A 26944-nucleotide genomic window follows, 5' to 3' on the forward strand; every position below is an offset into this window, starting at 1 on the left:
ATCGAAGGTCATCGGCACCAAGCGATGATCACAACATAGGAGAGCAGGGACTGCAGATGGCCGAATTGACCATCAACGCCGACGACGTCCGTAATGCGTTGAATGAATTTGCGGCGTCCTACGAACCCGGAAACGCAGAGCGCGTTGAAGTTGGCCGCGTAACCACCGCCAGCGACGGCATTGCCCGTGTGGAGGGCCTGCCCTCCGTAATGGCGAACGAGCTGCTTCGGTTTGAGGACGGCACGCTGGGCCTGGCCCAGAACCTCGACACCCGTGAAATCGGCGTCGTTGTGCTTGGCGATTTTGGCGGCATCGAAGAAGGCCAGGAAGTTCACCGCACCGGTGAAGTCCTGTCCGTCCCCGTTGGGGATGCCTTCCTGGGCCGCGTCGTCGATCCGCTGGGCGAGCCCATGGATGACATGGGTCCGATCCAGGCTGAAGCCCGCCGTGCACTGGAACTCCAGGCGCCGGGCGTTACCCAGCGTAAGTCGGTTCACGAACCGCTTCAGACCGGCCTGAAGGCCATCGACGCGATGATCCCGGTCGGCCGCGGCCAGCGCCAGCTGATCATTGGTGACCGCAAGACGGGCAAGACTGCCCTCGCCGTCGACACCATCCTGAACCAGCGGGCCAACTGGGCCTCGGGCGACACCAACAAGCAGGTGCGCTGCATCTACGTGGCCATCGGCCAGAAGGCGTCCACGATCGCTGAGATCAAGCGGACCCTCGAAGATGCCGGCGCCATGGAGTACACCACGATCGTGGCCTCCCCGGCGTCCGACCCCGCAGGCTTCAAGTACCTGGCACCGTACGCCGGCTCGGCCATCGGCCAGCACTGGATGTACGGCGGCAAGCACGTTCTGATCATCTTTGATGATCTGTCGAAGCAGGCTGAAGCCTACCGTGCAGTGTCGCTGCTGCTGCGCCGCCCGCCGGGACGCGAAGCCTACCCGGGCGACGTTTTCTACTTGCACTCCCGCCTGCTGGAGCGTTGCGCAAAGCTCTCCGACGAGCTCGGCGCAGGCTCGATGACCGGCCTGCCGATCATCGAGACCAAGGCAAACGACGTCTCGGCCTACATCCCGACCAACGTCATCTCCATCACCGACGGCCAGATCTTCCTGCAGTCGGACCTCTTCAACGCCAACCAGCGCCCCGCAGTGGACGTCGGTATCTCGGTGTCCCGCGTTGGCGGTGCCGCCCAGCAGAAGGCCATGAAGAAGGTTTCCGGTACCTTGAAGCTGGAACTGGCCCAGTACCGCGACATGCAGGCATTCGCCATGTTCGCCTCTGACCTGGATGCGGCTTCCCGCCAGCAGCTGACCCGCGGCGCACGCCTGATGGAACTGCTGAAGCAGGGCCAGTACGCACCCTTCCCGGTCGAAGACCAGGTTGTGTCCATCTGGGCCGGCACCAACGGTTACCTCGACGACGTTCCGGTGGAAGATGTCCGCCGTTTCGAAGCCGAGTTCCTTGACCACGTCCGCCACTCTTCGAAGGTCCTCACCGTTCTGGCTGAGACCAACAAGCTCGAAGATTCCACGGTGGATGAACTCAAGACCCTTATCACCGACTTCAAGCAGGGTTTCTTCGGCGAAGGTGACAACCGCATGGTTGCCGCCGGACACGAGGAAGCTGCGGCTCTGGACGGGGATGCAGTCGACCAGGAAAAGATCGTCAAGCAGAAGCGCTAGCGGCTTCCAGGTTCCGCGGCCGGTTCACGCCGGCCGCGGAACCTCTGCCCCTTGCCTTAGCCCCTAGTTCAAAACACTAGGAACCGAAAGGAAAAGTATGGGAGCCCAAATTCGGGTCTACCGCCAGAAGATCGCCTCGACCACGTCGATGCAGAAGATCTTCAAGGCGATGGAGCTGATTGCTGCCTCTCGCATTGGAAAGGCCCGCACCCGCGTAGCCGCGGCGCTGCCTTATTCCAACGCGATCACCCGTGCCGTTTCTGCTGTGGCGTCCCAGTCGGAGATCGATCACCCGCTGACGACCGAACCGGAGCAGATCCGCCGGGCGGCAGTGGTCGTTATGACTTCCGACCGTGGTCTTGCCGGGTCGTACTCCGCAGGCGTCCTGAAGCAGAGCGAATCACTGAATGAATTGCTCCGTGAAGAGGGCAAAGAAATCAAGACCTACCTGGTGGGACGCAAGGCCCAGGCGTACTACGACTTCCGTGACCGTGCTTATGAGCGCGTGTGGACCGGCGGTACAGATGCGCCCGAGTTTGAGACTGCCCGGGAAATCGGCAAAGCACTCCTCGATGACTTCAATACGGCCTACGAAGACGGCGGCGTGGATGAAATCCACATCGTGTTCACGCGCTTCAAGTCCATGGTTGTCCAGGAACCCGGAGTCATCCGGCTCCTGCCGCTGGAAGTTGTCGAAGAAGAAGCAGGCGCTGAAACCGAGCTCCTGCCCCTCTACGAATACGAGCCCGAGCCGGAGAAGGTCCTTGATGCCCTGCTGCCGCGCTACATCGAGTCGCGCATCTTCGCAGCAATGCTCCAGGCCGCCGCTTCCGAGCTCGCAGCCCGCCAGCGTGCCATGAAGTCCGCAGGGGACAACGCCTCCGACCTTATTAAGAAGTACACGCGACTTCGCAATAACGCCCGTCAGGCCGAAATCACCCAGGAGCTCTCCGAGATCGTGGCAGGTGCGGACGCGCTCAGCGCCTCCTAACCTGCAGGTCCCGGACCAAGAGGTCCACCAGTAAAAACTTAGCCCACACGCCATCTAACTGAGTGAAGTGAGAGAGATGACTGCCCAAACTGCCGAGCACGGAGCAACCTCCGTAGCACCGGGCGCCACAGGCCGTATCGCCCGTGTCATTGGCCCGGTTGTCGACGTCGAATTCCCGGCGGACGCAATCCCCACCATCTACAACGCTCTCACCACCGAGCTGACGCTCAACGGTGAGACCAAGACCATCACGTTCGAGACCTCGCAGCACCTGGGCGACAACCTCGTACGCGCCATCTCCCTGCAGGCCACCGACGGCCTGGTCCGCGGTGCCGCCGTTACCGACACCGGTGCTCCGATCTCCGTGCCGGTTGGCGACGGCGTCAAGGGCCACATCTTCAACGTCCTGGGTGAGCCCCTGGACGTTCCCGAAGAGCAGCTGGAAATCACCGAGCGCTGGCCGATCCACCGCAAGGCCCCGAACTTCGCGGACCTTGAGGGCTCGACCGAAATGCTGGAGACCGGCATCAAGGTCATCGACCTTCTGACCCCGTACATCAAGGGCGGAAAGATTGGTCTGTTCGGTGGTGCCGGTGTTGGCAAGACCGTTCTGATCCAGGAAATGATCACCCGTGTTGCCCGCAACTTCGGTGGTACGTCCGTGTTCGCCGGTGTCGGCGAGCGTACCCGTGAGGGCAACGACCTCTGGGTCGAAATGGAAGAAGCCAACGTCCTCAAGGACACGGCCCTTGTATTCGGCCAGATGGATGAGCCGCCGGGAACGCGTCTGCGCGTGGCCCTGTCCGCACTGACCATGGCGGAGTACTTCCGCGATGTGCAGAACCAGGACGTGCTGCTCTTCATCGACAACATCTTCCGCTTCACCCAGGCCGGTTCCGAGGTGTCGACCCTGCTGGGCCGCATGCCTTCCGCCGTGGGTTACCAGCCGAACCTGGCCGATGAGATGGGCCTCCTCCAGGAGCGCATCACCTCGACCAAGGGTCACTCCATTACGTCGATGCAGGCCATCTACGTTCCGGCTGATGACTACACCGACCCGGCCCCGGCCACCACGTTCGCGCACCTGGATGCCACCACGGAACTTTCCCGTGAAATCGCATCCCGTGGCCTGTACCCGGCCGTGGATCCGCTGACCTCAACGTCGCGTATCCTCGACCCGCAGTACGTCGGCCAGCTGCACTACGACACGGCTGTCCGCGTCAAGCAGATCCTCCAGAAGAACAAGGAACTGCAGGACATCATTGCCATCCTCGGCATTGACGAACTGGGTGAAGAAGACAAGATCGTCGTCGCCCGTGCCCGCCGTATCCAGCAGTTCCTGTCGCAGAACACCTACACCGCCAAGCAGTTCACCGGCGTCGAAGGCTCGACGGTTTCCATCAAGGACACCATCGAAGGCTTCAAGGCCATCTGCGACGGCGACGTTGACCACATCGCCGAGCAGGCGTTCTTCAACGTCGGCGGCATGGATGATGTCGAGCGTCAGTGGGCGAAGATCCAAGAGCAGACCGGGAAGTAAGCCCCATGGCTGAAACTGCTGAACTCGAAGTCGAAATTGTCGCGGCAGACCACTTTGTGTGGTCCGGTGCGGCGAAGATGGTCAAGGCACGCACCGCGGACGGCGAAATCGGGATCCTTCCCGGCCACTCTCCGGTGCTGGCGATCCTGGCCGAAGGCGAGCTGGCCATCGAGCCGGTGTCCGGCAGCCGGATCACGGTTGGGGTCGACGGCGGTTTCTTCTCCGTTGACAGCAACCGCGTGGTCATTGTCGCGGATAACGCGCAGTTGAACGACGCAGCCAACGCTGGGACCCGCTGACCCTAACCAATGGACAGTACCTACGTGTTCCTTGCACTGGCAGCGCTCTTCGCGCTGCTGGTCCTGGCAACGGCACTTTTCTGGGTACGCCGCACACAGCTGCGGCGTACCCTGGGTACCTTTGACGCCTCCATTTGCCTCCCGCCCGGCGGGTGGCGGATGGGGGTTTGCCGTTATACGGACACCCATCTGGAATGGCTCCGCCTGCTTTCGCTGAGCCCGCGCCCGCCGTACCGTTTCCTCCGAAGCTCCCTGGAGATTAAGGGGTGGCGCCAGCCCACCGAGGCTGAGCGGGCCCGGATCCAGCCGGGAGCTCTGGTGGTAACGCTTGAGTACGAAGGGCGTGAACTGCTCATCGCCATGAAGTACGACGTCTACACCGGCCTGTCCTCCTGGCTGGAGGCCGGACCGGTGATCGGTATCGGGACCTGGCGTTAGCCGTCGAATCCGGAATGCATGAAGGCGCAGGGAAAATGTTCCCTGCGCCTTCGCTGTATCCTCCCTGTGTACTTAGGCGTGGGCGGCTGCGTCCTAGTATGGAGGGATGGAAGACGTCATTGTTGCCACCGGTCCCTGCACGCTCAACGGCTCGGTGACGGTCCCCGGAGCGAAGAACAGCGTCCTCAAACTCATGGCGGCTACGCTGCTGGCCGAAGGCCGCTCCACCATCACGAATGTGCCCAATATCCAGGATGTCTGGATCATGGCGGAACTGCTCCGGCGGCTGGGCTGCGCTGTGGACTACGACGCCGATGCCGGCGAGGTGCGGATTGATGTGCCCGCCGTTCCGGGCCATCAGGCGGACTACGACCTGGTCCGTGCCATGCGCGCGTCCATATCGGTGCTGGGGCCCCTGGTGGCCCGGTGCAGGCGTGCCGAAGTCGCGCTCCCGGGAGGCGACGCCATCGGGTCGCGCGGGCTGGACATGCACCGTGCCGGGCTCGAAGCCATGGGCACCACGATCACCATCGACCACGGCTATCTGGTGGCCTCGGTGCCCCAGGGGCTGCAGGGGGCCCGCCACATCCTGGACTTTCCCTCCGTGGGGGCGACGGAGAATATTATGATGGCTGCCACCCTGGCCAACGGCACCACCGTGATCGACAATGCTGCACGGGAACCGGAAATCACCGACATCGCTGAAATGCTCAATTCAATGGGTGCCAGGATCAGCGGCGTGGGCACCAATACGCTGCAGATTGAGGGCGTGGAGAAGCTGACGCCGGTGGAACACCGGGTGGTGCCCGACCGGATCGTCGCCGGGACGTGGGCCTTCGCCGCAGCTATCACGGGCGGCAGCATCGAAGTCCGCCGCGCGGATCCGCAGGCACTGACCGTTGTCCTGGACAAGCTGGTGCAGGCAGGCTGCGCGGTGGAGCTCTCCGAGGACGGGTTTACCGTGAAGGGACCGTCCCGCCCGGAACCGATCAATGTCTCGACCCTGCCGTACCCCGGTTTCCCCACGGATCTGCAACCCTTCGTTGTGGCGCTCAACGCTGTGTCCACGGGCTCCGGGATGGTGACTGAGAATGTTTTCGAAGCCCGCTGGGGTTTCACCTCGGAGCTGGCGCGGCTGGGCGCAGTGGTCCGGCTCGATGGACACCACGCCCTGATCCAGGGGGTTCCTCTGCTTTCCGGCGCTCCGGTCGAAGCCAACGACATCCGCGCCGGCGCTGCCCTGGTGATTGCGGGCCTGGCGGCTGAAGGGACCACGGAGGTACGCGGCGTCGACCACATTGACCGCGGATATGAACGCTTTATGGAAAGCCTGCGCGGCCTCGGGGCCAACGTGATGCGGCGCCGGAGCTAACTCCGCGGGCGGGGGACACCGCGGTCCGGCGGGGCGGTTGGCCCGCTGAGCGTGCCGTTACGGCGGCTGTTGTGCGCGGAGGCTGTTGTGCCCGGAGGCCCGCGGAACCGATGATGATGTGACACAACAAAGGCGGAGACCAATTGGTCTCCGCCTTTGTTGTGCGAAGAGACTAGACGGCGGTGACGCCGGTGGCCTGGGGGCCCTTGGCGCCCTGGCCGATCTCGAATTCAACGCGCTGGTTCTCGTCGAGGGTCTTGAAGCCGTTCGACTGGATTTCCGAGTAGTGGACGAAAACGTCACCGTCGGAATCATCCGGGGTAATGAAGCCGAAACCCTTTTCGGCGTTAAACCATTTTACGGTTCCCTGTGCCATTTGCCTGTCTCCTTTATTGCTGGAACTGAACCGGCACACCGCGTGCCTGTGGTTGTTACCGAAGCGGGAAGTCCAGGTTCCCTGCCGGACGGCAGTTCCTACAGGAGCTTCACGCTCGCAACCGTCTTGCGAGCATGAAAATACACCTACACAAAGACTGCCTATAGCGTTACATACGGCCATACACCCGTCAACGGATTCGGCGAAAAATCTGCAGAATCTTTTGGCCGTTTATATTCCGGGTTGCCGGCCCGTATTCGGCCGGATCAATCGGCAGGGAAAGCGCCGGTAACAGCCGCAGGGAGCGATCAGGCAGAACTGTCTAAACAGTCAGATCAGTCAGAACAGGCGCGAGGCGCTGTCATCCACGCCGCGCATTTCGTCATAGTCCAGGGTGAGGCAGTCAATGCCGCGGTCGGCAGCCAGGACCTTCGCCTGGGGCTTGATCTGCTGGGCCGCAAACACGCCGCGCACGGGTGCCAGCAGCGGATCCCGGTTCAGCAGTTCCAGGTAACGGGTCAGCTGTTCCACGCCATCAATGTCGCCGCGGCGCTTCAGTTCGACCGCCACGGTGGCACCGGCGGCGTCGCGGGCCAGGATGTCCACCGGACCGATCGCGGTCATGTACTCCCGGCGGATCAGTGTGTAGCCCTCGCCAAGCTTCGTGATCTGCTCAGCGAGCAGCCGCTGGAGGTCCGCCTCCACACCGTCCTTGATCAGCCCAGGATCCGTCCCCAGGTCATGGGCAACGTCAGAGAGGTGCTCATACACGCTGATCACCAGCTTGTCGTCCGTTTTGGCGCTTTGGACGTTCCAGACCTCGACGACGCCGGCCTCGGCATCGTCGGCGCCCGGTTCGGTGATGCGCAGGGTCGCCGGCGGACTCATCCAGTTCAGCGGCTTGTAGGAGCCGCCGTCGGAATGAATCAGGACGGAGCCGTCCGCCTTCACCATGAGAAGGCGGGTAGCCAGGGGCAGATGGGCACGGAGGCGGCCGATGTAGTCAACAGAGCAGCGGGCTATCACTAAACGCACAGTTGCACTTTACCGGCTCCGCTGCGGCAAGATGGATTTATGCCCCGTTCCAACCAGCCCCGGCGCCGGCTGCCCGCCTCTGCGACGGCTGCCGGCCGCAACGCCCGCCGCAAATGGGCTGCCCCCGCCCCGGACATTGACCTTGACCGGGCACGGGTCGGGCTGCCGGAACGTGAGAGTGCGGCCGACGGCGAGTGGTCGGTGCGCCGCATCACCGCCCGCAACGCTGCGAAGGACTACCGCTGTCCCGGATGCGGGCAGGTCATTCCGCCCGGGGTTGAGCACCTGGTGGTGTGGCAGGAGGATTCGCTCCTGGGGCGGCAGACAGCGGTGGAAGACCGCCGGCACTGGCACGCCCGCTGCTGGCAGACCCGGCCGGGCTCCGGCCGCCGGCGCTAAGCCGGCCGGGCCGTCTAGCGCCTGTCCTGCTGGGCGATGACAACTTCCTTCATCAGCAGCAGCACTGCTGCTGCCGTCGGAATGGCAATCAGGGCACCGAGGACGCCCAGCAGCGTCCCACCGGCGATGACGGCGATGACAGCTACTGCTCCGGGGACCGCCACCGCACGCTGCATCACCCGGGGGGAGACGAAGTAGGCCTCGAACTGCAGATAGGCCATGTAGAGGATGGCGAAGACCACAGCCGTCTGCCAGCTCGCCGTCAGCGCCACGAGGGAGACCAGGACCAGGGCGATCGGCGGGCCGACCAGCGGAATGAACGCCAGCAGTGCTACGACGAAGGCCAGCAGCACTGAGAACGGCACCCCGGTAATCGTCATGATGACAAAGGCGTACAGCGCATCGAGGAGCGCTACAAAGCCCTGTCCTATGACGTAGTTGCCAACGCTCCCGGTAATTTCCTCCGAGAGTGCTTCCACCCGCCGGCGCCGGCTGCGCGGCGCGAGCCGGTAGGCCCACTTCTTCATGGACGGCAGTGAGGCAAGGAAATACAGGGTCAGGACCAGGATGATCAGCGCACCAAAGAGACCATTGGCAATCACCGAGCCGACGCTGAGTACCCCGCCGAATATCCCGCCAACGGCGTCTGCGTTGGAGAAGAACTTCTGCACTTCCTCATCGACGCGTTCCCGGATCTGGAACTGGCGCTCCACGGACACAAAGAAATCCGAGGAGAGGAACCGGTCCACATAGCCGGGAGCAGCATTGACGATCTCCGTGGTCTGGCTGACGATCGTGGGGATCAGGGTGGCGAAGAACCCGGCAACGGCACCGGCCACCAGCAGGACGGTGATGGCAATTCCGGCTGCCCGCGGCACGCCGCGGGCACTGAGCCAGCGGACCACGGGATCAAGGCCCAGTGCGATGAAAAGCGCCGCCCCGATCCAGACCAGCAGCTCACCGACATTGGTGACGATGAAGAACAGCAGCAGCGCGAAGCCAACACCGACAGTAAACATAAATCCGAACCGGATCGGATGCCCCTCCGGGCCGCGGCCACCGGTAAAAGGCGCCGGAGCGCCGCCGAACCGGCGCCGTTCGTCGGAGAGCTCCGCGTCCTCATCCACCGCGGGTGCCGGTATGCGCCCCTGGTCTCCATCCTCCGGCGGGACATCGAAGCGAGGGCGCGGACGTGCGCCGGGCACGTGGGAAAGCAGCTGCCTGAACAGGGAGCCGGGCTCCCTGGCACGGCCCGGCTTCTCGGCGTCTTTGCCGGGGGCGGGGAGTGGCTCGTCGACGGGCAGATCCCGGTCGTCCTCGCTCATCAGTGTCTTTCTCCCTGCATTGTGTGGCTGGTTGGGTCTGGTTCCGTGACTGTGCTGCGGCGCCAGATTATCAGTCATAGGCCGGGGAAGCGCGGCGGCCCGCTGCCGTAGGCTGGCTGGGGCCTGAGGACTGAAATGTGTTCTTTAAACGGATTTCGTTACCATAGGGTTATAAACCACCGCCATGCCGGTATCCATGGGGCCCGGAGTCCCCGTCACCGCTGCCTACAGGCGCGCGGAGGACCGTGAACGACGATAGGTAAGTTGTGCGAAACAAAATTGCAGTTCCGCTGATCGTGCTCGGAGTGCTGATGATGCTGGTCGGAATCGGCCAGCGGACATTCTGGGCACCCCCTGAGACCGTAACGGCCCAGGCTCCCGCTGGCTCCGGCGCGGCCCCGGTGGCAGTGCTCGATGCGGCCCTGCTGGCCTCCCATCCCGACGGCGCAGAGGTCACCATCCGCTCTGAGGATGGGGTTTTCCTGGCTGTCGGACGGGCTGCGGATGTAGATGCCTGGATCGGTGATGCTGCGGCGACGCGCATCAGCAGTGCCCCGGACGATGCCCTCTCCGCCGAGACCACCGAGGGCGAAGCCACTGTGCCTAACCCTTCCGGGTCGGATCTTTGGGTCACCGAGGAAACCGCGCAGGGCGAGCTTTCCTACTCCTGGGCCGAGCCCGCCGAGGGGGAGTGGTCGGTACTGATCGCCTCTGACGGCACAGCCCCTGCCCCCACGGACATCACCGTCAGCTGGGCCAATGACGAAGGCACACCGCTGGCTGTTCCGCTGATCATCGCTGGAGCCCTTGTCGCTGTGCTGGGCCTCGCCCTTGCCTTCATTGCCCGCACCGGCGGGAGGACACCGCCTGCTCCCGGAAGCCGCCGCGCCGTCCGTGATTCGGATACGGCCGCACAGAAGACGGTCGCCGGGCGCGGCCAGAGCGCCGGTGCAGTGAAGTTCAGCACGCCGGGAGCAGCCACCATCCGCCAGGGTATGGCCGGAGTGCTGGCCGCAGCACTTGCCGGCGGCCTGGCCCTGGCAGTGGTTCCGGCGGCGGCCTCGGCCACGGAATCCGGGGAGGATTCCCGCCCCGTGGTCCTGGACAGCCAGCTGACGCGCATCCTGGGGTCCGTGGCAGGAACGGTGCAGAAAGCCGACGCCGCCCGGGACGCGTCCCTGCTCAAGGACCGTGCTGCTTCCACGGCGCTGTCCCTGCGCGAAGCGAACTACGCGGCTGCCGCCAAGGCACCGGACACCAAGGCTCCCGCCGCCGTCGCCGCGTCCCCGCTCCTGACGGACATGGTTTCCTCGGGGACCGGGTTCCCGCGGACCGTCGTCGCCGTTACCCAGGGCCAGGACAACACCGTGCCGCAGGCCCTGATGCTGGTTCAGGCTTCTCCGCGGGAGAACTACAAGCTGGTCTCCGCGATCCAGATGCTGCCGGGCACCACCTTCCCGCAGCCGCCGGCCAACGGGACCGGTGTCTCCGCCGTCGCCGCGGATTCCTCCGAGGGCCTGACCATGTCCCCGCAGGGCGCCGTGGATGCCCTGGCAGACGCGCTGACCTACCCGGACGGCGTCAACAAGGAAACGTTCGCCGCCAACAGCTTCGCGGAAGCGGTCACCACGTTCCAGGCGAGCGTCACAGCCAACCCGGACAACGAATTTGCTGCCATCACCTTCCAGCACACGCCGGTCCCCTCGGACACGCGGGCGCTGCGGACGGCGGACGGCGGGGCGATAGTTTTCGGCTACATGTCCCACAGCTACTCGAGCGTGCCGCGCGAGGCGGGCGACTCGATCAACCTTGAGGGCACCATCTACGAGACCCTCACCGGCGAAAAGAACACTGAGGCCGGTATCGATGTCACCCACGGTGAAGCCGTGATGCTCTACATCCCGCCGGCCGGCAGCCCGGACCAGGCTGAGGTGGTAGGCGCAGCGCAGGAACTGCTCTCGGCCACACTCAAGTAACCATCCGGCAGGACCAACAGCGGTGCCGCGGCCGCTTCTGCCGCCGCACCGCTGGCCGTATTGGGGTGCACTTGCCCCGGGGAGGCGTCACCGTACTAGGGTTGAGGCCATGAGCACACCGAACCACCGTTCCGCGCCGTCACCGTCCATGAACCTTCGGGGAGCCGTGGACCTCTCCGCTCTCAAAGCCAAGGCCAGCGCTCCGCCGCCCGCAGCGGCTTCCGGTTCCGGTGACGCTGCCGCGTTCGTGATCGAGGTGAGCGAACAGTCCTTCCCCCAGGTTGTGCAGCTTTCAGCCACCGTCCCGGTCATCGTGAACCTGTATTCCGCCCGCAGCCCGGAATCGGCTGAGGTGACCGCGGTCCTGGAACAGGAAGCGGCAGCCCGCGGCGGGAAGCTGCTGGTGGCGAACGTCGACGCCGATGCGTATCCGCAGATTGCCCAGGCCTTCCAGGCAGTGTCCGTGCCGACCGTCGCCGCCGTCGTAAAGGGGCAGCCCGTTCCCCTCCTGGACCGGGCCGTCCCGGCCGAGCAGATCCGCGCTCTCCTGAACGAACTGATGCAGGTGGCGGAGGCTAACGGCGTCAGCGGCTCTCTGGCCGATGGCTCCGGCGAGGCGCAGGAAGAGGCGCCGCTGCCTCCGCTGCACCAGGAGGCCTACGACGCGATCGTTGCGGGAGATTACGACGCCGCTGCTGCCGCCTACCGGCAGGCGCTGGCCGAGCAGCCCGCGGATGCGGAAGCCAAGGCCGGCCTGGCCCAGGTGGAGCTGATGCAGCGGCTCAGGGGTGCTGACGCCGACGCCGTCCGCACCGCAGCGGCAGACCAGCCGGAGAATGTGGACGCCCAGCTCCAGGTAGCGGACCTGGATCTTTCCGGCGGGCACGTCGAGGATGCCTTCAATCGGCTGATCCGGCTCATTGCCCGCACCGCGGGGGAGGACCGGGAACGGGTACGCCTGCGCCTGCTGGATCTCTTCGAGATTGTCGGCAGCTCCGACCCCCGGGTCACGAAGGCGCGGTCCGCGCTGGCACGCGCCCTCTTCTAAACCTTCGCTCGCTGCCCCTTCTGCGCTCCGGAATCCGCCGGACCACAGAACACCGGACGGGCCTAGTCCGCACGACGGGTGCGGCGCGCGGCGGCGGCCGGGAATTTAGTTCACAAGGCGGAGGGCGCGCGGGGTCAGAGTTGCTAGCGTTACAGCTATGAGCGAGACACCCGAGCGTCCCACCCCCCAGAACGGCCCGGCCAGCCTGCCGGTGCAGGCCGCAGCGGCACCGCCGCAGGCGGCCCCGGGCGCCCCCGGAGCCGACCCGGCACCGACGCAGGCCCCTGCGCTGGCCATCCGCGGACTGGCCAAGCGTTTCGGCGAAAAAATCGCGGTGAACGGAATCAACCTCGACGTCCCCGCGGGATCCTTCTACGGACTCGTCGGGCCCAACGGAGCGGGTAAAACCACCGCGCTGTCCATGGCCACCGGATTGATGCGGCCGGACTACGGCCAGGTCTGGGTGCACGGCGTGGATGTCTGGGCCCGGCCGCTTGAAGCCAAGCGGATCATGGGGGTCCTGCCGGACGGGGTCCGGCTTTTCGACCGGCTGACGGGTGAGCAGCTGGTCACCTACGCAGGCCTGCTGCGCGGGATGGACCGGGAGACGGTTGCAGCCCGGGTCGCCGACCTGCTGGCTGCACTGGATCTGACCGCCGATGCGGGCACCCTGGTGGTGGACTACTCCGCCGGCATGACGAAGAAGATTTCCCTGGCCTCCGCGCTCATTCATGCGCCGCGGCTGCTGGTCCTCGATGAACCGTTCGAAGCCGTGGACCCGGTCTCCGCCGCGAATATCCGGGACATCCTCTCCAGCTACGTTTCCTCCGGCGGCACCGTCATCGTTTCCAGCCATGTCATGGACCTGGTCCAGCGGATGTGCGACCACGTGGCCGTGGTGGCAGGCGGGAACGTCCTCGCTGCCGGAACGGTTGACGAGGTGCGCGCCGGGCGCAGCCTGGAAGAAACCTTCGTCGAGCTGGTGGGCGGCCGCAGCACCTCGGAAGGCCTGGCATGGTTGCGCACCTCCTAAGGCTCAAGCTCGTCCTGCTGCGCAACTCCCTCCGCCGCAGCCCCTGGCAGCTGGTCGGCATCATTTTCGGTGCCCTTTACGGCCTTGGCATGCTGACCCTGCTGATGGGCGGCCTGTTCTACCTGAACTTCACCGACCCGGAGCTGGCACGCACGCTGGTGATCCTGGGCGGATCCGCAGCCGTGCTCGGCTGGATGATCATTCCGGTGGTGGCAACCGGCGTCGATATGACGCTGGACCCGGCCCGGTTCGTCACGTTCGCCATTCCCATGCGGCAAATGATCATTGGACTGGCGCTCGGTTCGCTGATCGGCATCCCCGGCATCGTCACACTGCTGGCCGCGCTGGTGCAGGCTGCTTCCTGGTGGCAGCACCCGGCTGCTGTCCTGGCCGGTATCCCGGCCGCCGTCGTCGCCGTCCTGACCTGCGTGGTGCTCGCCCGGCTTGCGGTGGCTGCGACCACGTCCCTGGCGAGTTCCCGCCGGTTCAAGGACATTTCCGGCATGGTGGCGATCATTCCCCTGATCCTGCTTGGACCCATCTTCGGGTTCGTTGCCACCGGGATCACGGAGTCAGGTGATTTCCTGGGCAGGCTTGCGGAAGTTCTCGCGTGGACCCCGCTGGGTGCGGCCTGGGCCATACCGGGAGATATCGCCCAGGGCAGCCCCGGAACGGCTGCCGCACGCTTCGCCATCTCCGTCCTGTTCCTGGCCGTCGCGGCCTGGGCGTGGCAGGCGCTGCTGCAGCGCGCACTGGTGACCCCGGCACACAGCGCCGCTGCCCGCCGCGGCGCCGGCAAGCTGGGCCTGTTCAGCCGGTTCCCGGCAACCCCCACCGGCGCCGTTGCGGCCCGTGCGCTGACGTACTGGATACGGGATCCGCGCTACAGCATTTCCCTGATCATTGTTCCGGTGATGGCGGCAGTGCTGATCTTCGCCGTCCAGACCGGAGAGGACCTGCCGCCTATGGTGCTGATCCTCGGCCCGCTGGTGGCCTTCCTCCTGGCCTTCGGCATCTCCGCTGACATCTCCTATGACAACACCGCCTTCGCGCTCCATCTCTCGGCGGGGGTCACGGGGGCAGCGGACCGGGCCGGCCGGGCCATTGCCTGCGCCGTGTTCGCCCTTCCAGCGACCATCCTGGCAGCCGTGCTGCCTCCGGTGGTGATCGGGCAGCCGGAGACCATTCCGGTGCTGCTGGGGCTTTCCGTCGGGCTGCTGCTGTGCGGCCTGGGCCTCTCGAGCGTCTTCTCTGCCCGCTACACCTACAACGTTCCGCTGCCGGGGGAGAGCGCCTTCAAGACGCCGCCCGGTTCCGCCGGACGCACCATGCTCGCCCAGGGGCTGTGGCTGCTGGCCCAGCTGGTGCTGGCACTGCCGCTTCTGGCCCCGGCCCTCGCCTATGCGTTTGGTGCGGGTCCCGTGTGGGGCTGGGTCACGCTGGCCGTGGGAATTGCCTTGGGATCCTTCGTGCTGGTGATGGGAATCCGCGTGGGCGGACGCTGGCTGGACCGGCGCGGTCCGGAAGTGCTTTTGGCTGTTTCGGTCAACAAGTAGCCGGTATGCCGGGTACTAAGATGGGTTCCATGACTCTGCCTCCTGATCCTTTCGAATCCGATCCAATGCGCCGGGCGGACAGCGGCTCCTCCACCGCCGTCATTGAACGTGAAGAGCAGCGCGAACTCGTTGAACCCGGCGACGCCGAACGGTTCTCGCACTACGTCCGCAAGGAAAAGATCATGGAGTCCGCCCTTTCAGGTGAGCCCGTGATCGCCCTCTGCGGCAAGGTCTGGACCCCGGGACGCGATCCTAAGAAGTTCCCGGTCTGCCCGGAATGCAAGGAAATCTACGAAGGCCTTCGTCCCGGAAAGGACTCCGGCGACAAATAGCCGCAGCCTTCCCACCGAAGCCCCTCGTCGCCGTCGGACCTGAGCGACGGCAGTAAGTCCCGATGCCTCCATGAGTGAACCCCTGCCCGAGGGCCGGCCCGCGGGTGCCATGTCCTCCGCGTACCGTCCGCTGACCCTGGGCGTAATCGCGATCGTGACGTGCGCGGCCTTCGAAGCCATGGCTGTCACGACGGCGATGCCTGTGGTCGCCGAGGAGCTGAGCGCCGGAGCAGGTTACGGGCTGGCCTTCTCCATGTTCCTCACCGCGTCCCTGCTGGGCTCGGTGCTGGCCGGATCCAGGTGCGACGCCGAGGGTCCGCGCCGCCCGCTGGTGGCCGGCATGGCACTGCTGATTGCGGGACTGATCATGTCTTCAGTGGCCGCCGAGTTCTGGCAGGTCACCGCGGGCCGGGCGGTCTCCGGGCTGGGCAGTGGAGCAATGGTGGTGGCGCTCTACGTCATCATCGGCGAGGTGTACCCCTCGAAACTGCAGCCGGTGGTCTTCGGCTGGGTCTCCGCAGCCTGGATCCTTCCGTCCATGATCGGTCCGCTGGCGGCGGGGCTGCTGGCGCAGTACCTGAGCTGGCGCTGGGTCTTTGCGGTGGCGATTCCGATCGTGCTGGTGGCTGCGGCGCTGGTCTGGCCGCGGGTGCGGCACCTCGGCGCACCTGATAACCCTGCCCTGGACCGCGGACTTGGACGGCGGCGCGGGCTCTGGGGCATCTTCCTTGCCGCTGGAGTCTTCGCTGCGCAGTGGGCAGGAAACGCCGCAGCCGCAACCGGGTCCCTGCTGGCCGCCGTCGTCACCGCAGCCGGAATCGCTGTCGCGGTAACGGCCCTTGTGGCGCTGCTGCCACAGGGCACCCTGTGGCTGCGGCGCGGACTGCCCTCCGTGATCGCGACACGCGGGCTGATCAACGCGGCGTTTGTGGCCGCAGAGGCCTTTATGCCCGTAATGCTGCTGGCCGTTTACGGCGTGAGCCCGGCCACGGCTGGAATCGCGCTGACGGTCGGCGCGGTAGGCTGGGCCATTGGAGCCTTCGTGCAGGCGAGGGTCACCCAGCGGCGTTACCGGCTGCTGGCCGGTGGAGCCGGCCTCCTGGCCGCCGCCGTCGGCGGTACCGGCCTGCTGGCCGGAGCCCAGGCGCCGTTCTGGCTCCTGGTGCTGGTCTGGTCGCTGGCCGGGGTGGCGATGGGTGCGGCCCTGTCCAGCACATCAGTGATGGTCCTGGACGCCTCCTCTGCTGCGGACCGCGGCAGGAACTCCGCCTCCCTGCAGCTGTCGGACCAGGTTGGTGCCGTAGCCGGAACCACCGTGGGCGGCGCCCTGTTCGCCGTCCTGGCCCAGCCTGGAACGTCCCAGGAAGGAACATCCTTCGCCGTGATGTGGCTGTTCCTGGCCGGCTTTGCCGTCATTGGAACGGCAGCCGGGCTCCGCAGTGCAATTGTTCGACCAAGTACCGGAAAGGTGCCTTCCCAAGAGTGAGTCCCGATACCCTTTTCGGCGGCGGAACAGCCCTGCCCCCTGCCTACCCAGAACGGGCGGCCTGGGGGACGGCCCCGAAGCTGCGGCAGTGGCAGGCCGAAGCACTGGAAAAATTCTTCGCGAAAAATGACAGTGATTTCCTTGCCGTCGCCACCCCCGGCGCCGGTAAGACGACCTTCGCGCTGCGCGTGGCCACGGAGCTCGTGGACCGCGGAATCGTCAACCGGATCACCGTCGTTGCGCCCACCGACCACCTCAAGCGGCAGTGGGCCGACGCGGCCGCCCGGGTGGGCCTGGCGCTGGACCCCAACTTCAAGAATGCCGACGGCCGGCACGGCCACGGCTTCATTGGCGTGGCGGTGACCTACGCCCAGGTGGCCAGCAAGCCCATGCTGCACCGCGCCAAGACCGAGGCCGCCCGCACCCTGGTGATCCTGGATGAAATCCACCACGGCGGCGACGCCCTGTCCTGGGGCGACGGCATCCGCGAAGCCTTTGAGCCGGCTACCAAACGGCTCTCGCTGACGGGAACCCCGTTCCGCTCCGACACCGCTCCGATTCCCTTCGTCGAGTACCAGGAGGACGGCGCCGGCATCCGCCGCTCCAAGGCCGACTACACCTACGGTTACGGCCAGGCCCTGAAGGATCATGTGGTCCGGCCCGTGATGTTCATGGCGTATTCCGGACAGATGCGCTGGCGGACCAGCGCCGGCGAAGAGATGGCGGCATCGCTCGGCGAAGCAGCCGTCACCAAGGACATCACCGCCCACGCCTGGCGTACCGCGCTCAACCCGGCCGGGGAATGGATCCCGGCCGTGCTGGCGGCAGCGGACCGGCGGCTTAGCGAAGTCCGGCGGACCGTTCCGGACGCCGGGGCGATGGTGATCGCCACCGACCATGAGGACGCCCGGGCCTACGCCGGCCAGCTGAAGAAGATCACCGGGGAATCACCCACGGTGATCCTCTCCGACGATGCCAAGGCCTCGGACAAGATCGACGAGTTCTCCGCCGGAACCCAGCGCTGGATGGTGGCGGTGCGCATGGTGTCCGAAGGAGTGGACGTGCCGCGCCTCGCCGTCGGCGTTTATGCCACGTCGACGGCGACACCCCTGTTCTTCGCCCAGGCTGTGGGACGCTTTGTGCGTGCCCGCAAGCGGGGCGAGACCGCATCGGTGTTCCTGCCGTCGGTGCCCACCCTGATGATCCTGGCCAATGAGATGGAAGTGGCCCGGGACCACGCCCTGGACCGGCCGGAAAACCACCTCGAGGAGGAAGGCTTTGGGCTCGACGATTCGTTGATGGAAGCCGCGAACCGGGAGGAAAAGGCCTCCGGGGAGCTGCAGAAGCAGAAGTTCGAGGCCCTGGAATCCCAGGCGTCGTTCGACCGGGTGCTGTTCGACGGCGGCGAGTTCGGGACCGGCGGCGAGCTGGGCAGCGAGGAGGAGCAGGACTTCCTGGGTATTCCCGGCCTGCTGGATCCGGACCAGGTGACCACGCTGCTGCGCCAGCGCCAGCATGAACAGCTTTCCCGGCGCGGCCGGCGCAAGCCTGAGGAAACGGTGCCGGAGGAACTTCCCTCAGTGGTCGACCACCGGCAGCTTACCGAGCTGCGCGGCCAGCTGGCGAAGAACGTGTCAGCCTGGTCGGCCCGCTCCGGCATGCCGCACGGCATGGTGCACAGCGAACTGCGGCGGATCTGCGGCGGACCCGCGGTGGCCCAGGCCAATGAGGAACAGCTGCAGAAGCGCCTGGAGAAGCTTCAGGACTGGTTTATCGGCCGTAAATAGCCCTCCGGGACGCACACCGTCCGAAAAAACAGAGTGCCCGTTTGATTCCTCAAACGGGCACTCTGTGCGTTCCGGGAGATTGCGTCCGGCAGCCAGGGCGGCCGGGCGGGTTACAGGTCCAGGAGTTCGACGCCGGCGTCCTCGAGTTCGTCGAGGGCGGCACGCACGTCAACCCGGTCCAGGCCGCGGCACAGGTCGGGAATGACGGCGGTGTCGTAGCCGGCAGCGATCGCGTCGAGCGCGGTTGCCTTGACGCAGTAATCGGTGGCCAGGCCCACGATCACGACTTCGTCAATGCCGTTGTCCCGCAGCCAGTCATCGAGGCTGACGGAGTCGGCGTCCCTGGCCGGTTCGGCGTCGGGTTCCCCCAGCGGGACCTCCACGTCCGGGGCCAGGACGCCTTCGAACCCCGAATAGGCAGCCTCATACTGACCCTTGCGGAAGTAGGCATCGATGAATTCCGTGTCCAGGTCCGGGTTCAACGCCGCACCGTGGGTTCCCGCCACACAGTGCACCGGCCACGAATCGCGGAAGTTTGGGTTGTCGGAGAAGTGGCTGCCCGGCTCGATGTGCCAGTCCTGGGTGGCAACGACAGCGCTGTACCGGTCCCGGGAGGACTCGATGTAGTCGCTGATTTCCCCGGCGGCATCCGTTCCACCGGGAACGGCGAGGCTGCCGCCTTCGCAGAAATCGTTTTGGACGTCAACCACTATCAGTGCACGGGTCATCGGGTTTCCTCCTCAAATTCGGTCGGGATTACGGGCTCCCCGCGCTGCAGCCGGTGAGCGGACGGCGGCAGTTCCGCGAGCGAGGCATCATGGCGCTGCCGGGCACGGACGACGGCGGCGGGGCCGGTCCAGCTTTCCTGGATAGTACCGCCGGAAACGAACGTGGTCAGCAGTTCGCGGTCGTTGCCGTCATCGGCTGGCTTGGCACCGACGCCCACCACCTCGGCGGTGGCGCGCCCGCGGGCATCCAGCCGGCGCAGGGCAAACTTTCGTCCGCCCAGCGAGGCCTTGTTCTTGGCCGCCTTGGCCACGGAAACGAAGTTCCCGTCCGTGCCTTCACGGCTGACGAGCTTGTAGACCAGGCCCGCCGTCGGTGCGCCGGAGCCGGTAACCAGGGAGGTACCCACCCCATAGGCATCCACTGGTGCGGAAGCCAGCGCCGCAATGGCGTACTCATCCAGGTCCGACGTCACCATGATCCGGGTCGAGGTATTGCCCAGGTCATCCAGGAGCTCACGGACCCACTGGGCCTGGGTGACCAGGTCACCGGAGTCCAGCCGGACACCGCCCAGCTTGTTTCCCGCCACGGCGACGGCGTTACGGACACCCTGTTCGACGTCGTAGGTGTCCACGAGCAGGGAGGTTCCGAGCCCCAGGGAAGCCGTCTGGGCCTCAAAGGCGGCGACCTCGGAGTCGTGCAGCAGGGTGAAGGAATGCGCGGCGGTGCCAACCGTCTTCAACCCGTAGCGCCGGCCTGCCTCCAGATTGGAGCTGCTGTCGAAGCCGGCGATCACTGCGGCACGGGCAGCGGCGACGGCGGATTCCTCATGCGTGCGGCGGGAGCCCATCTCAATGCACGGCCGTCCGCGGGCCGCACGGCTCATCCGTGACGCGGCGGACGCAATGGCGCTGTCATGGTTGAGGATGGAGAGGATCAGGGTTTCCAGGATGCAGGCTTCACCGAAGCTGGCTTCCACCTGCAGGATCGGGGAGCCGGGGAAATAGGCCTCACCCTCGGCGTAACCGTGGATGCTGCCGGTGAACCGGAAGTCCGCCAGCCAGGCCAGGGTCCGGTCATCGACAACACCCGTTGAACCAAGGAACTCCAGCTGAGCCGCTTCGAAACGGAAGTGGGGCAGCGCTTCCAGCAGCCGGCCGGTTCCGGCAACGATGCCGTAGCGGCGCCCGTCGGGAAGCTTGCGGGCAAAGGCTTCGAAGACCGACCGGCGGTCGGCGGTGCCGGCGTGGAGCGCGGCCTGGAGCATCGTCAGCTCGTAATGGTCGGTATAGAGGGCAGTATTGGGGTGCTGCCACGCGATGGGACTGTTCACATCCAAAACTCTAACCCGCCGCTCCTGGCCGGCCGCATCGGGACCGCCCGGGCCGCCGCCGTCGCGCTGGCGTGCGTGCACCAAACTACAATTGGCATCATGAGCGTTGCCACCCTCCCGGGTACCGGGACACAAACGGACTCCCGGACCGAGGAACTGACCTATAGCGATGTTCCCTGGGTGGTGATTGTCTGGAACGACCCGGTGAATCTCATGAGCTACGTGAGCTACGTTTTCCAGAGTTACTTCGGGTATTCGGAAGCCAAAGCCAACAAGCTGATGCTGCAGGTGCACAATGACGGCAAATCAGTGGTCGCCACCGGTTCACGGGAAGAAGCTGAACGCCACACGCTGGCCCTGCACTCCTATGGTCTCTGGGCCACGTTCCAGAAAGCCGACCAGCCCTAGCCGGGCAGCCAATTCACAGGAGATTTCCCTTTTGACAACCGGATTCAAGCTCACCCGCAAGGGCATCACCGCCACGCTGGAACCCGGGGAGCGGGACCTGCTCCGCGGCCTGTTCGCCGACGTGGCCGGCATGCTTGAGCCCGAAACCCCCTCGCACGAAGACCCGCTCGCCGCACTGGTGGGACTGGACGCCAGCGCCGAGGTGCCGGGGGACCCGGCGCTGCTGCGGCTCCTGCCGGACGGTGTCCAGGGCAACGACGACGACGCCCTGGAGTTCCGCCGGCTGACCGAGCGCTCGCTGCGTGAGGGAAAGATCGGCGCCCTGCGCGCCGCGTCCATGGCGCTGGAATCGAACCCGGTGCATCTGGACGCCGAGCAGGCCAGGCACTTTGCCCGCGCGCTGAATGACGTCCGGCTGGTGCTCGGCACCCGGCTGGGCCTGGCCACGGATGAGGATGCCGAGGCCCTGCACTCTATTACGGAGCCCGCCGACGCCCGGGACGTCGACGAATATCTGGCCCTGGTCTACAATTTCGCCACCTGGCTGCAGGAAACCCTGATGAAGGCGCTGCTGGAGACCCTGCCCGCCGAGTGAGTGTGACAAAGGCCACGGGCCTCCTGGTGCGCCCGGCCGCAGCCGGGGACTATTGTCGATACATCATGAGCTCTGACCACCCGGGCAGCCCGCAGCTGCTGGACGCCCTGCCGAAGACCACTGACGCGCCGATCGGCATTTTCGATTCCGGTGTCGGCGGTCTCACCGTGGCCCGCGCGGTCATTGACCAGCTGCCGAACGAATCCATCCTGTACGTCGGGGACACCGCGAACGGCCCCTACGGCCCGCTGCCCATCGCCGATGTCCGCGCTTTCGCGCTGGGTGTGATGGACGAACTGGTGGACGCCGGCGTGAAGCTGCTGGTGATCGCCTGCAACTCCGCCTCCGCCGCCGTCCTGCGCGACGCCCGCGAACGCTACACCGGCCGCTACGGCATCCCCGTGATCGAGGTAATCCAGCCGGCAGTCCGCCGCGCGGTCGCAGCTACCCGCACCGGACGCATCGGCGTCATCGGTACCGCAGCCACCGTGGGATCGCGTGCCTATGACGACACGTTCGCCGCGGCACCGCACCTCGAAGTGTCCTCCGTCGCCTGCCCCGCCTTCGTGGAATATGTCGAAGCAGGGGTGACAGCCGGGCCGGAACTGCTCGAAGTGGCTGAAGAGTACCTGGCCCCGCTGAAGGAACGCGGCGTCGATACGCTGGTCCTGGGCTGCACGCACTACCCGCTGCTGACCGGTGTCATTTCCTACGTGATGGGCGACGGCGTCACCTTGGTTTCCAGTGCCGAGGAAACCGCCAAGGACGTTTACCGGTCCCTGCTCACGCACGGCCTGGCGCGTGAGTCGGCCGCGCCTCCAAACCACCGGTTCGTTGCCACCGGGGACGCAGCATCCTTTGAACTCCTCGCCCGGCGTTTCCTTGGCCCCGAAGTCCTGCGCGTCGAGCATGCCGATTCCGTGGCCGCCCGGTATCCCACCGGTGTCCTGGCCCGGATTACGCCGGAAATGATTGCCGCCGCACGTGAACAGGCCCAGAAACGCGCAGTGCCAGGCACTTCGCGGAACGGAACGCGATGAAACTGACAATCGTGGGCTGCTCCGGCTCCTTTCCAGGTCCGGCCTCCCCGGCATCCTGCTACCTGGTGACCGCAGACGACGGAGAGCGCACCTGGCGCATCCTGCTGGACCTGGGCAACGGCTCGCTGGGCACGCTCCAGCGCTACATGGATTTGCGGGACATCGACGCGGTGCTGATCACGCACCTGCACCCGGACCATTTCATGGACCTGTGCGGACTGCACGTGGCGGTGCACTGGGACCCGAACGGCTGGAACCGGGACCGGGTGAAGGTTTTCGGACCGTCCGCCACGGCGGACCGGATCGCGGTGGCCTACGGCCTCGACCCCGATCCCGGCATGCACGAGGACTTCGAGTTCCACACCTGGACGGCAGGTGCACCGGTGCAGATTGGTCCGTTCACAGTGACTCCGTACCCGGTCAGCCATCCAGCCGAGGAGGCGTACGCCCTGCGGGTGGAAGCCTCCGTGGCAACGGAGGACGGGACCGAAGTCATCCGGTCGCTGGCGTACTCCGGGGATACGGACAGCTGTCCCGGACTGGAAGAAGCTGCCCGGTTCAGCGACGTATTCCTGTGCGAAGCTGCGTTCCAGGAAGGGCGCGACGACGCCATTGCCGGAGTGCACCTGACCGGCAAGCGCGCGGGCGCAGCAGCAACTGCTGCCGGAGCCCGCCGCCTGCTGCTGACCCACCTTCCCGTCTGGAACGATGTGAGCACGGCTGTCCGGGAAGCGCGCGAGACCTACGAAGGGGACCTCGCCGTCGCCGTCGCGGGTGTGTCCTACGACGTCGGCACTGCCTTTACGCCGCCGCTGGCCGCGGAACGGACCCAGCCGCTCTGACGACGGCCTCCGCGGGGCGGACTGCCAGGCGGGGCCGGGGATCTGCACGGCGATAGACTGGGCACATGACTACAGCCCCGAATTCCTCCCTGCCCGCTGCCTCCCCGCTGCGCGCTGACGGCCGTGCCCCCGACGAGCTCCGCAGCATCACCATTACGCGCGGCTGGTCCACCCAGGCCGAAGGATCGGCACTGATCGAATTCGGCGGCACCAAGGTGCTCTGCACCGCTTCTCTGACCGCCGGCGTGCCGCGCTGGCTGAAGGGCGAAGGCAAGGGCTGGGTCACCGCTGAGTACGCGATGCTGCCCCGCGCCACCAACACCCGTAACGCCCGCGAGTCGGTCAAGGGCAAGCTTGGCGGCAGGACGCATGAAATCTCCCGGCTGATCGGCCGGTCGCTCCGCTCGATCATCGACACCAAGGCGCTCGGCGAGAACACGATTGTCCTGGACTGCGATGTCCTCCAGGCCGACGGCGGCACCCGGACCGCGGCAATCACCGGAGCCTACGTGGCACTGGCGGACGCACTGACCTGGGCCAAGGACAATAAGCTGATTGCCCGCAGCGCCGAGCCCCTGCTGGACACCGTGGCCGCGGTCAGCGTCGGCATCATCGACGGCGTCCCCATGCTGGATCTGCCCTACGTCGAAGACGTCCGGGCGGAGACCGACATGAACGTGGTGGTGACGGGCAGCGGCAAGTTCGTGGAAGTCCAGGGCACCGCCGAAGGCGCCCCTTTTGACCGCGACGAACTCGACGCCCTGCTGGACCTGGCCCTGCACGGCACCTCCCAGCTTGCCGAAATCCAGCGCCGCACCCTCGCCGGCCAGTGAGCGCCGTCGAACCCCGGCTGGTGCTCGCCACCCGGAATCAGGGAAAACTGCGGGAACTGCGCGAACTGCTGCGCGGGAAGATCGAAGGGCTCGACGTCGACACCCAGGTGATCGACGCAGCGGCCGCCGGAGCCCCGGACGTACCGGAGACGGGCGTGACGTTCGAGGAGAACTCCCTGCTGAAGGCACGGGCCGTAGCCGAGGCGACGGGCCTGCCGGCCATCGCCGATGATTCCGGGCTGGCCGTCGATGTCCTGGGCGGAGCGCCGGGGATTTTCTCCGCACGCTGGGCAGGTGCCCACGGAGACGACGCCGCCAACCTGGAGCTGCTGCTGGCTCAGCTGGCGGACATCGGCCCCGAGCACCGCGGCGCGGCTTTTATCTGTGCGGCTGCCCTGGCCGTTCCCGGCGGGGGAGACGCCGTGGAGCGCGGAGAGCTGCGCGGCACCCTGCTGGCTTCCCCGCGCGGTGCCGGCGGGTTCGGTTACGATCCGGTCCTGCAGCCGCTGGGCGAGGAGCGCAGCTGCGCTGAACTGACCGGTGAAGAGAAGAACGCCATCAGTCACCGCGGCCAGGCGTTCCGCGCGCTGCTGCCCTCGATAGTCCGGATCCTCCGGGACGGGGCCCTCCCGGGAAGGTGATTCCCGTCACCGCCGCGGCAGGGTGATCTGCGGGTGGCCGCACCCGCGACACGCTGCCGCGTTCTGGGCCGGCAGGGGAGTAGGGCACAATTGGTTCCGATATGAGTATCCTGACCAGCGCCTCAGTTGACCCCTCCAGTTCCGGATCGGCCCTGGGAGGGGTCGCCGAATGGGCCGTGGACATTATGGAGGCCATCGGTGCTCCTGGTGCCGGCCTGGCCATCGCCCTGGAAAACCTCTTCCCCCCGCTTCCCAGCGAAGTGATCCTCCCGCTGGCCGGTTTCGCCGCCAGCCAGGGCAACTTCTCGCTCGTCGCAGCGCTGGTCTGGACGACTCTGGGCTCCGTGGTTGGTGCCCTGGCCCTCTACGGCCTGGGTGCCTGGCTCGGCCGGGACCGGATGCGCGCCATCGTTGCCAAGGTTCCGCTCGTGGACCTGGAGGACGTGGACAAGGTGGAGGCCTGGTTCGAACGGCACGGCTACAAAGCCGTGTTCTTTGGCCGGATGATTCCCATCTTCCGTTCCCTCATTTCCATTCCTGCCGGCATCGAGAAGATGCCGCTGCTCAAGTTCGCGGGACTGACCACGGCAGGCAGCCTCATCTGGAACAGCATTTTCGTTTTCTCCGGGTACTACCTGGGCGAGAGCTGGCACATCGTCGAGGAATACGCCGGAGTCTTCCAGAAGATTGTGATCGTTGCCGTCCTGGTGGCCGGCATCTGGTATCTCACCGTCAAAATCCGTTCCTACCGCCGGAGGAAGGCCCAGCGCACGGCCGAAGAGTCCTGACGTGGGCTTGGATTTCACCTCCATCGACTTTGAAACTGCGAACGGCTTCCGGGGGTCGCCCTGCTCAGTGGGACTGAGCAAGGTCCGCGGCGGCAGGATCGTTGAAGAGGCATCCTGGCTGATGCGTCCCCCGGAGGGCCACGATTTCTTTGACCGGCGTAACACCGGCATCCACGGCATCGAGGACTGGATGGTGGCCGGCAAGCCGCGGTTCGGTGACCTGTTCCCTGAAATCGGTGCCTTCATTGGCCAGGACCTGCTGGTGGCCCACAACGCGGCCTTCGACCTGGGGGTCATCCGCTCCGCCCTGGAGGTCTCGGATCTCCCCGGGCCGGCCTATGACTATGCCTGCACCGTTATGCTGTCCCGGCGGACGTACTCACTGCCCTCCCACTCCCTGCCGTTCGTGGCCGAGGCAGCCGGGGTGCCGCTGGAAAACCACCACGACGCCACCGCTGATGCCAGGGCCTGCGCCGGGATCATGATCGACGTCGTCCGCCGCTCCGGAGCCACGGAACTGGCGGAGTTCTTCCACCTCCAGAAGATGAAGCCGAACCATGCCCCGGCTTACCGCCCCGGCATCGACGCACTCTCCAAAGCAACCAGGGACGCACTGGAACGCGGCACCGGAGCCCCTTCCCCAGCCGGAAGCTGGGGCGGCTGGCCCTCGGAAGGGGTCAACCCTGCGCCGAATCCTGCCGCCGCGCCGGACCATCCGCTGTACGGCCAGACCGTCGTGTTCACCGGGAACCTGGGGATGCCCCGCCAGCAGGCCAAGGACCGTGCCGCGGAACTGGGGGCGCGGCCCGCAAGTACGGTGACACGCGCGACCACAGTGCTGGTGGTCGGCGACGGGTTTGAGCCCGGTGACCTGCGCAACGGGCGTGTGACGGGAAAGGCCCGCCGGGTGCTGGACCTGCATGAACGCGGACAGCGGATTGAAGTCCTCTCCGAGGCGGAATTCCTGCAGATGATCGGCGGGACCTGGCCGCTGGGCAGCCAGTAGGCCAGGCTGCCTCCAGCACGGGACCGTCCGCTCGGGGCGGGGCGG

Annotated in this window: 27 protein-coding genes; 22 read left to right on the top strand and 5 right to left on the bottom strand. The window is 66.1% G+C overall.

Annotated elements, in window-relative coordinates:
* Positions 1–56: 56 nt before the first annotated feature.
* The 6 genes from atpA (at position 57) to murA (ending at position 6334) form a co-directional block, all read left to right on the top strand.
* Positions 57–1694, top strand: a complete 1638-nt coding sequence (atpA, locus tag H9638_RS10800) for a F0F1 ATP synthase subunit alpha (protein ID WP_191747172.1) — start codon at positions 57–59, stop codon at positions 1692–1694.
* A 97-nt stretch (positions 1695–1791) separates the two neighbouring features.
* Positions 1792–2685 (top strand): F0F1 ATP synthase subunit gamma, encoded by an 894-nt coding sequence (locus H9638_RS10805; protein WP_191747173.1) that lies wholly within the window; start codon positions 1792–1794, stop codon positions 2683–2685.
* 76 nt (positions 2686–2761) lie between these two features.
* Positions 2762–4225, top strand: coding sequence for a F0F1 ATP synthase subunit beta (atpD, locus tag H9638_RS10810; protein WP_191747174.1), 1464 nt, complete (start codon positions 2762–2764; stop codon positions 4223–4225).
* Positions 4226–4230: 5 nt separating this feature from the next.
* A complete protein-coding gene (locus H9638_RS10815) occupies positions 4231–4524 on the top strand; it encodes a F0F1 ATP synthase subunit epsilon (protein ID WP_066295459.1) in 294 nt (97 codons plus the stop codon).
* A gap of 9 nt (positions 4525–4533) precedes the next feature.
* Complete coding sequence (locus tag H9638_RS10820) at positions 4534–4962, top strand: DUF2550 domain-containing protein (RefSeq protein ID WP_066295458.1); 429 nt, start codon at positions 4534–4536, stop codon at positions 4960–4962.
* Between the two features lie 106 nt (positions 4963–5068).
* A complete protein-coding gene (murA, locus tag H9638_RS10825) occupies positions 5069–6334 on the top strand; it encodes a UDP-N-acetylglucosamine 1-carboxyvinyltransferase (protein WP_191747175.1) in 1266 nt (421 codons plus the stop codon).
* 172 nt (positions 6335–6506) lie between these two features.
* On the opposite strand, the gene H9638_RS10830 is transcribed toward murA, so the two are convergent.
* Together H9638_RS10830 and nucS are read right to left on the bottom strand one after the other, a co-directional pair.
* Positions 6507–6710 (bottom strand): cold-shock protein, encoded by a 204-nt coding sequence (locus tag H9638_RS10830; RefSeq protein ID WP_066295455.1) that lies wholly within the window; start codon positions 6708–6710, stop codon positions 6507–6509.
* A gap of 339 nt (positions 6711–7049) precedes the next feature.
* On the bottom strand, positions 7050–7745 hold the full coding sequence (gene nucS / locus H9638_RS10835) for an endonuclease NucS (RefSeq protein WP_191747176.1): 696 nt from the start codon (positions 7743–7745) through the stop codon (positions 7050–7052).
* Between the two features lie 39 nt (positions 7746–7784).
* Between nucS and H9638_RS10840 the strand changes: the two genes are divergently transcribed.
* A complete protein-coding gene (locus tag H9638_RS10840; RefSeq protein ID WP_191747177.1) occupies positions 7785–8144 on the top strand; it encodes a hypothetical protein in 360 nt (119 codons plus the stop codon).
* Between the two features lie 14 nt (positions 8145–8158).
* Here the strand turns inward: H9638_RS10840 and H9638_RS10845 are convergent, their stop codons facing one another.
* Positions 8159–9469, bottom strand: a complete 1311-nt coding sequence (locus H9638_RS10845) for an AI-2E family transporter (RefSeq protein WP_191747178.1) — start codon at positions 9467–9469, stop codon at positions 8159–8161.
* Between the two features lie 266 nt (positions 9470–9735).
* Between H9638_RS10845 and H9638_RS10850 the strand changes: the two genes are divergently transcribed.
* The 7 genes from H9638_RS10850 to H9638_RS10880 all read left to right on the top strand — a co-directional run bounded on the left by H9638_RS10850 (position 9736) and on the right by H9638_RS10880 (position 18687).
* Positions 9736–11445 (top strand): hypothetical protein, encoded by a 1710-nt coding sequence (locus tag H9638_RS10850; protein ID WP_191747179.1) that lies wholly within the window; start codon positions 9736–9738, stop codon positions 11443–11445.
* A 109-nt stretch (positions 11446–11554) separates the two neighbouring features.
* Complete coding sequence (locus H9638_RS10855) at positions 11555–12493, top strand: tetratricopeptide repeat protein (protein WP_191747180.1); 939 nt, start codon at positions 11555–11557, stop codon at positions 12491–12493.
* A 157-nt stretch (positions 12494–12650) separates the two neighbouring features.
* Positions 12651–13526: an ABC transporter ATP-binding protein gene (locus tag H9638_RS10860; protein WP_191747181.1), complete on the top strand. Its 876-nt coding sequence runs from the start codon at positions 12651–12653 to the stop codon at positions 13524–13526.
* Complete coding sequence (locus H9638_RS10865) at positions 13508–15082, top strand: transporter (protein WP_191747182.1); 1575 nt, start codon at positions 13508–13510, stop codon at positions 15080–15082. Before H9638_RS10860 ends, H9638_RS10865 begins: the two co-directional genes overlap by 19 nt.
* Before the next feature lie 20 nt (positions 15083–15102).
* The gene (locus tag H9638_RS10870; RefSeq protein ID WP_191747315.1) at positions 15103–15414 is read left to right on the top strand and encodes a DUF3039 domain-containing protein; all 312 of its coding nucleotides are present in this window, start codon (positions 15103–15105) and stop codon (positions 15412–15414) included.
* Positions 15415–15484: 70 nt separating this feature from the next.
* The gene (locus H9638_RS10875) at positions 15485–16900 is read left to right on the top strand and encodes an MFS transporter (protein ID WP_191747183.1); all 1416 of its coding nucleotides are present in this window, start codon (positions 15485–15487) and stop codon (positions 16898–16900) included.
* On the top strand, positions 16897–18687 hold the full coding sequence (locus H9638_RS10880) for a DEAD/DEAH box helicase (protein WP_191747184.1): 1791 nt from the start codon (positions 16897–16899) through the stop codon (positions 18685–18687). The genes H9638_RS10875 and H9638_RS10880 overlap by 4 nt, the downstream gene beginning before the upstream one ends.
* 110 nt (positions 18688–18797) lie before the next feature.
* Here the strand turns inward: H9638_RS10880 and H9638_RS10885 are convergent, their stop codons facing one another.
* Together H9638_RS10885 and H9638_RS10890 are read right to left on the bottom strand one after the other, a co-directional pair.
* Complete coding sequence (locus H9638_RS10885) at positions 18798–19415, bottom strand: nicotinamidase (protein ID WP_191747185.1); 618 nt, start codon at positions 19413–19415, stop codon at positions 18798–18800.
* Complete coding sequence (locus H9638_RS10890; RefSeq protein ID WP_191747186.1) at positions 19412–20746, bottom strand: nicotinate phosphoribosyltransferase; 1335 nt, start codon at positions 20744–20746, stop codon at positions 19412–19414. Before H9638_RS10890 ends, H9638_RS10885 begins: the two co-directional genes overlap by 4 nt.
* A 99-nt stretch (positions 20747–20845) precedes the next feature.
* Between H9638_RS10890 and clpS the strand changes: the two genes are divergently transcribed.
* The 8 genes from clpS (at position 20846) to H9638_RS10930 (ending at position 26899) form a co-directional block, all read left to right on the top strand.
* Positions 20846–21154, top strand: coding sequence for an ATP-dependent Clp protease adapter ClpS (gene clpS, locus H9638_RS10895; RefSeq protein WP_191747187.1), 309 nt, complete (start codon positions 20846–20848; stop codon positions 21152–21154).
* A 31-nt stretch (positions 21155–21185) separates the two neighbouring features.
* Positions 21186–21749: a DUF2017 domain-containing protein gene (locus tag H9638_RS10900; protein ID WP_225217266.1), complete on the top strand. Its 564-nt coding sequence runs from the start codon at positions 21186–21188 to the stop codon at positions 21747–21749.
* 65 nt (positions 21750–21814) lie between these two features.
* The gene (gene murI, locus H9638_RS10905; RefSeq protein WP_191747189.1) at positions 21815–22789 is read left to right on the top strand and encodes a glutamate racemase; all 975 of its coding nucleotides are present in this window, start codon (positions 21815–21817) and stop codon (positions 22787–22789) included.
* Positions 22786–23631 carry an MBL fold metallo-hydrolase gene (locus H9638_RS10910; protein ID WP_191747190.1) on the top strand — a complete coding sequence of 282 codons (846 nt, stop codon included), beginning with the start codon at positions 22786–22788 and terminating at the stop codon, positions 23629–23631. The genes murI and H9638_RS10910 overlap by 4 nt, the downstream gene beginning before the upstream one ends.
* A 65-nt stretch (positions 23632–23696) precedes the next feature.
* On the top strand, positions 23697–24464 hold the full coding sequence (gene rph, locus H9638_RS10915; protein WP_318241855.1) for a ribonuclease PH: 768 nt from the start codon (positions 23697–23699) through the stop codon (positions 24462–24464).
* Positions 24461–25105 carry an RdgB/HAM1 family non-canonical purine NTP pyrophosphatase gene (rdgB, locus tag H9638_RS10920; RefSeq protein ID WP_191747191.1) on the top strand — a complete coding sequence of 215 codons (645 nt, stop codon included), beginning with the start codon at positions 24461–24463 and terminating at the stop codon, positions 25103–25105. The genes rph and rdgB overlap by 4 nt, the downstream gene beginning before the upstream one ends.
* Before the next feature lie 101 nt (positions 25106–25206).
* Entirely contained in the window at positions 25207–25893 is a 687-nt protein-coding gene (locus H9638_RS10925) for a DedA family protein (protein ID WP_191747192.1), read from the top strand.
* Between the two features lies 1 nt (position 25894).
* Positions 25895–26899: an exonuclease domain-containing protein gene (locus tag H9638_RS10930; RefSeq protein ID WP_191747193.1), complete on the top strand. Its 1005-nt coding sequence runs from the start codon at positions 25895–25897 to the stop codon at positions 26897–26899.
* Positions 26900–26944 lie beyond the last annotated feature (45 nt).

The organism is Arthrobacter pullicola, assembly GCF_014836875.1.
Lineage (GTDB): Bacteria > Actinomycetota > Actinomycetes > Actinomycetales > Micrococcaceae > Arthrobacter_B > Arthrobacter_B pullicola.

Bases quoted from the DNA above. Each gene is read 5' to 3' on its own strand.
- H9638_RS10845 (WP_191747178.1), bottom strand. From the start codon at position 9,469: ATGAGCGAGGACGACCGGGATCTGCCCGTCGACGAGCCACTCCCCGCC.
- H9638_RS10830 (WP_066295455.1), bottom strand. From the start codon at position 6,710: ATGGCACAGGGAACCGTAAAATGGTTTAACGCCGAAAAGGGTTTCGGC.
- H9638_RS10820 (WP_066295458.1), top strand. From the start codon at position 4,534: ATGGACAGTACCTACGTGTTCCTTGCACTGGCAGCGCTCTTCGCGCTG.
- H9638_RS10840 (WP_191747177.1), top strand. From the start codon at position 7,785: ATGCCCCGTTCCAACCAGCCCCGGCGCCGGCTGCCCGCCTCTGCGACG.
- H9638_RS10860 (WP_191747181.1), top strand. From the start codon at position 12,651: ATGAGCGAGACACCCGAGCGTCCCACCCCCCAGAACGGCCCGGCCAGC.
- H9638_RS10875 (WP_191747183.1), top strand. From the start codon at position 15,485: ATGAGTGAACCCCTGCCCGAGGGCCGGCCCGCGGGTGCCATGTCCTCC.
- H9638_RS10870 (WP_191747315.1), top strand. From the start codon at position 15,103: ATGGGTTCCATGACTCTGCCTCCTGATCCTTTCGAATCCGATCCAATG.
- H9638_RS10805 (WP_191747173.1), top strand. From the start codon at position 1,792: ATGGGAGCCCAAATTCGGGTCTACCGCCAGAAGATCGCCTCGACCACG.
- atpD (WP_191747174.1), top strand. From the start codon at position 2,762: ATGACTGCCCAAACTGCCGAGCACGGAGCAACCTCCGTAGCACCGGGC.
- H9638_RS10925 (WP_191747192.1), top strand. From the start codon at position 25,207: ATGAGTATCCTGACCAGCGCCTCAGTTGACCCCTCCAGTTCCGGATCG.
- atpA (WP_191747172.1), top strand. From the start codon at position 57: ATGGCCGAATTGACCATCAACGCCGACGACGTCCGTAATGCGTTGAAT.
- clpS (WP_191747187.1), top strand. From the start codon at position 20,846: ATGAGCGTTGCCACCCTCCCGGGTACCGGGACACAAACGGACTCCCGG.
- murA (WP_191747175.1), top strand. From the start codon at position 5,069: ATGGAAGACGTCATTGTTGCCACCGGTCCCTGCACGCTCAACGGCTCG.
- murI (WP_191747189.1), top strand. From the start codon at position 21,815: ATGAGCTCTGACCACCCGGGCAGCCCGCAGCTGCTGGACGCCCTGCCG.
- H9638_RS10885 (WP_191747185.1), bottom strand. From the start codon at position 19,415: ATGACCCGTGCACTGATAGTGGTTGACGTCCAAAACGATTTCTGCGAA.
- rph (WP_318241855.1), top strand. From the start codon at position 23,697: ATGACTACAGCCCCGAATTCCTCCCTGCCCGCTGCCTCCCCGCTGCGC.
- H9638_RS10815 (WP_066295459.1), top strand. From the start codon at position 4,231: ATGGCTGAAACTGCTGAACTCGAAGTCGAAATTGTCGCGGCAGACCAC.
- H9638_RS10855 (WP_191747180.1), top strand. From the start codon at position 11,555: ATGAGCACACCGAACCACCGTTCCGCGCCGTCACCGTCCATGAACCTT.
- H9638_RS10865 (WP_191747182.1), top strand. From the start codon at position 13,508: ATGGTTGCGCACCTCCTAAGGCTCAAGCTCGTCCTGCTGCGCAACTCC.
- H9638_RS10910 (WP_191747190.1), top strand. From the start codon at position 22,786: ATGAAACTGACAATCGTGGGCTGCTCCGGCTCCTTTCCAGGTCCGGCC.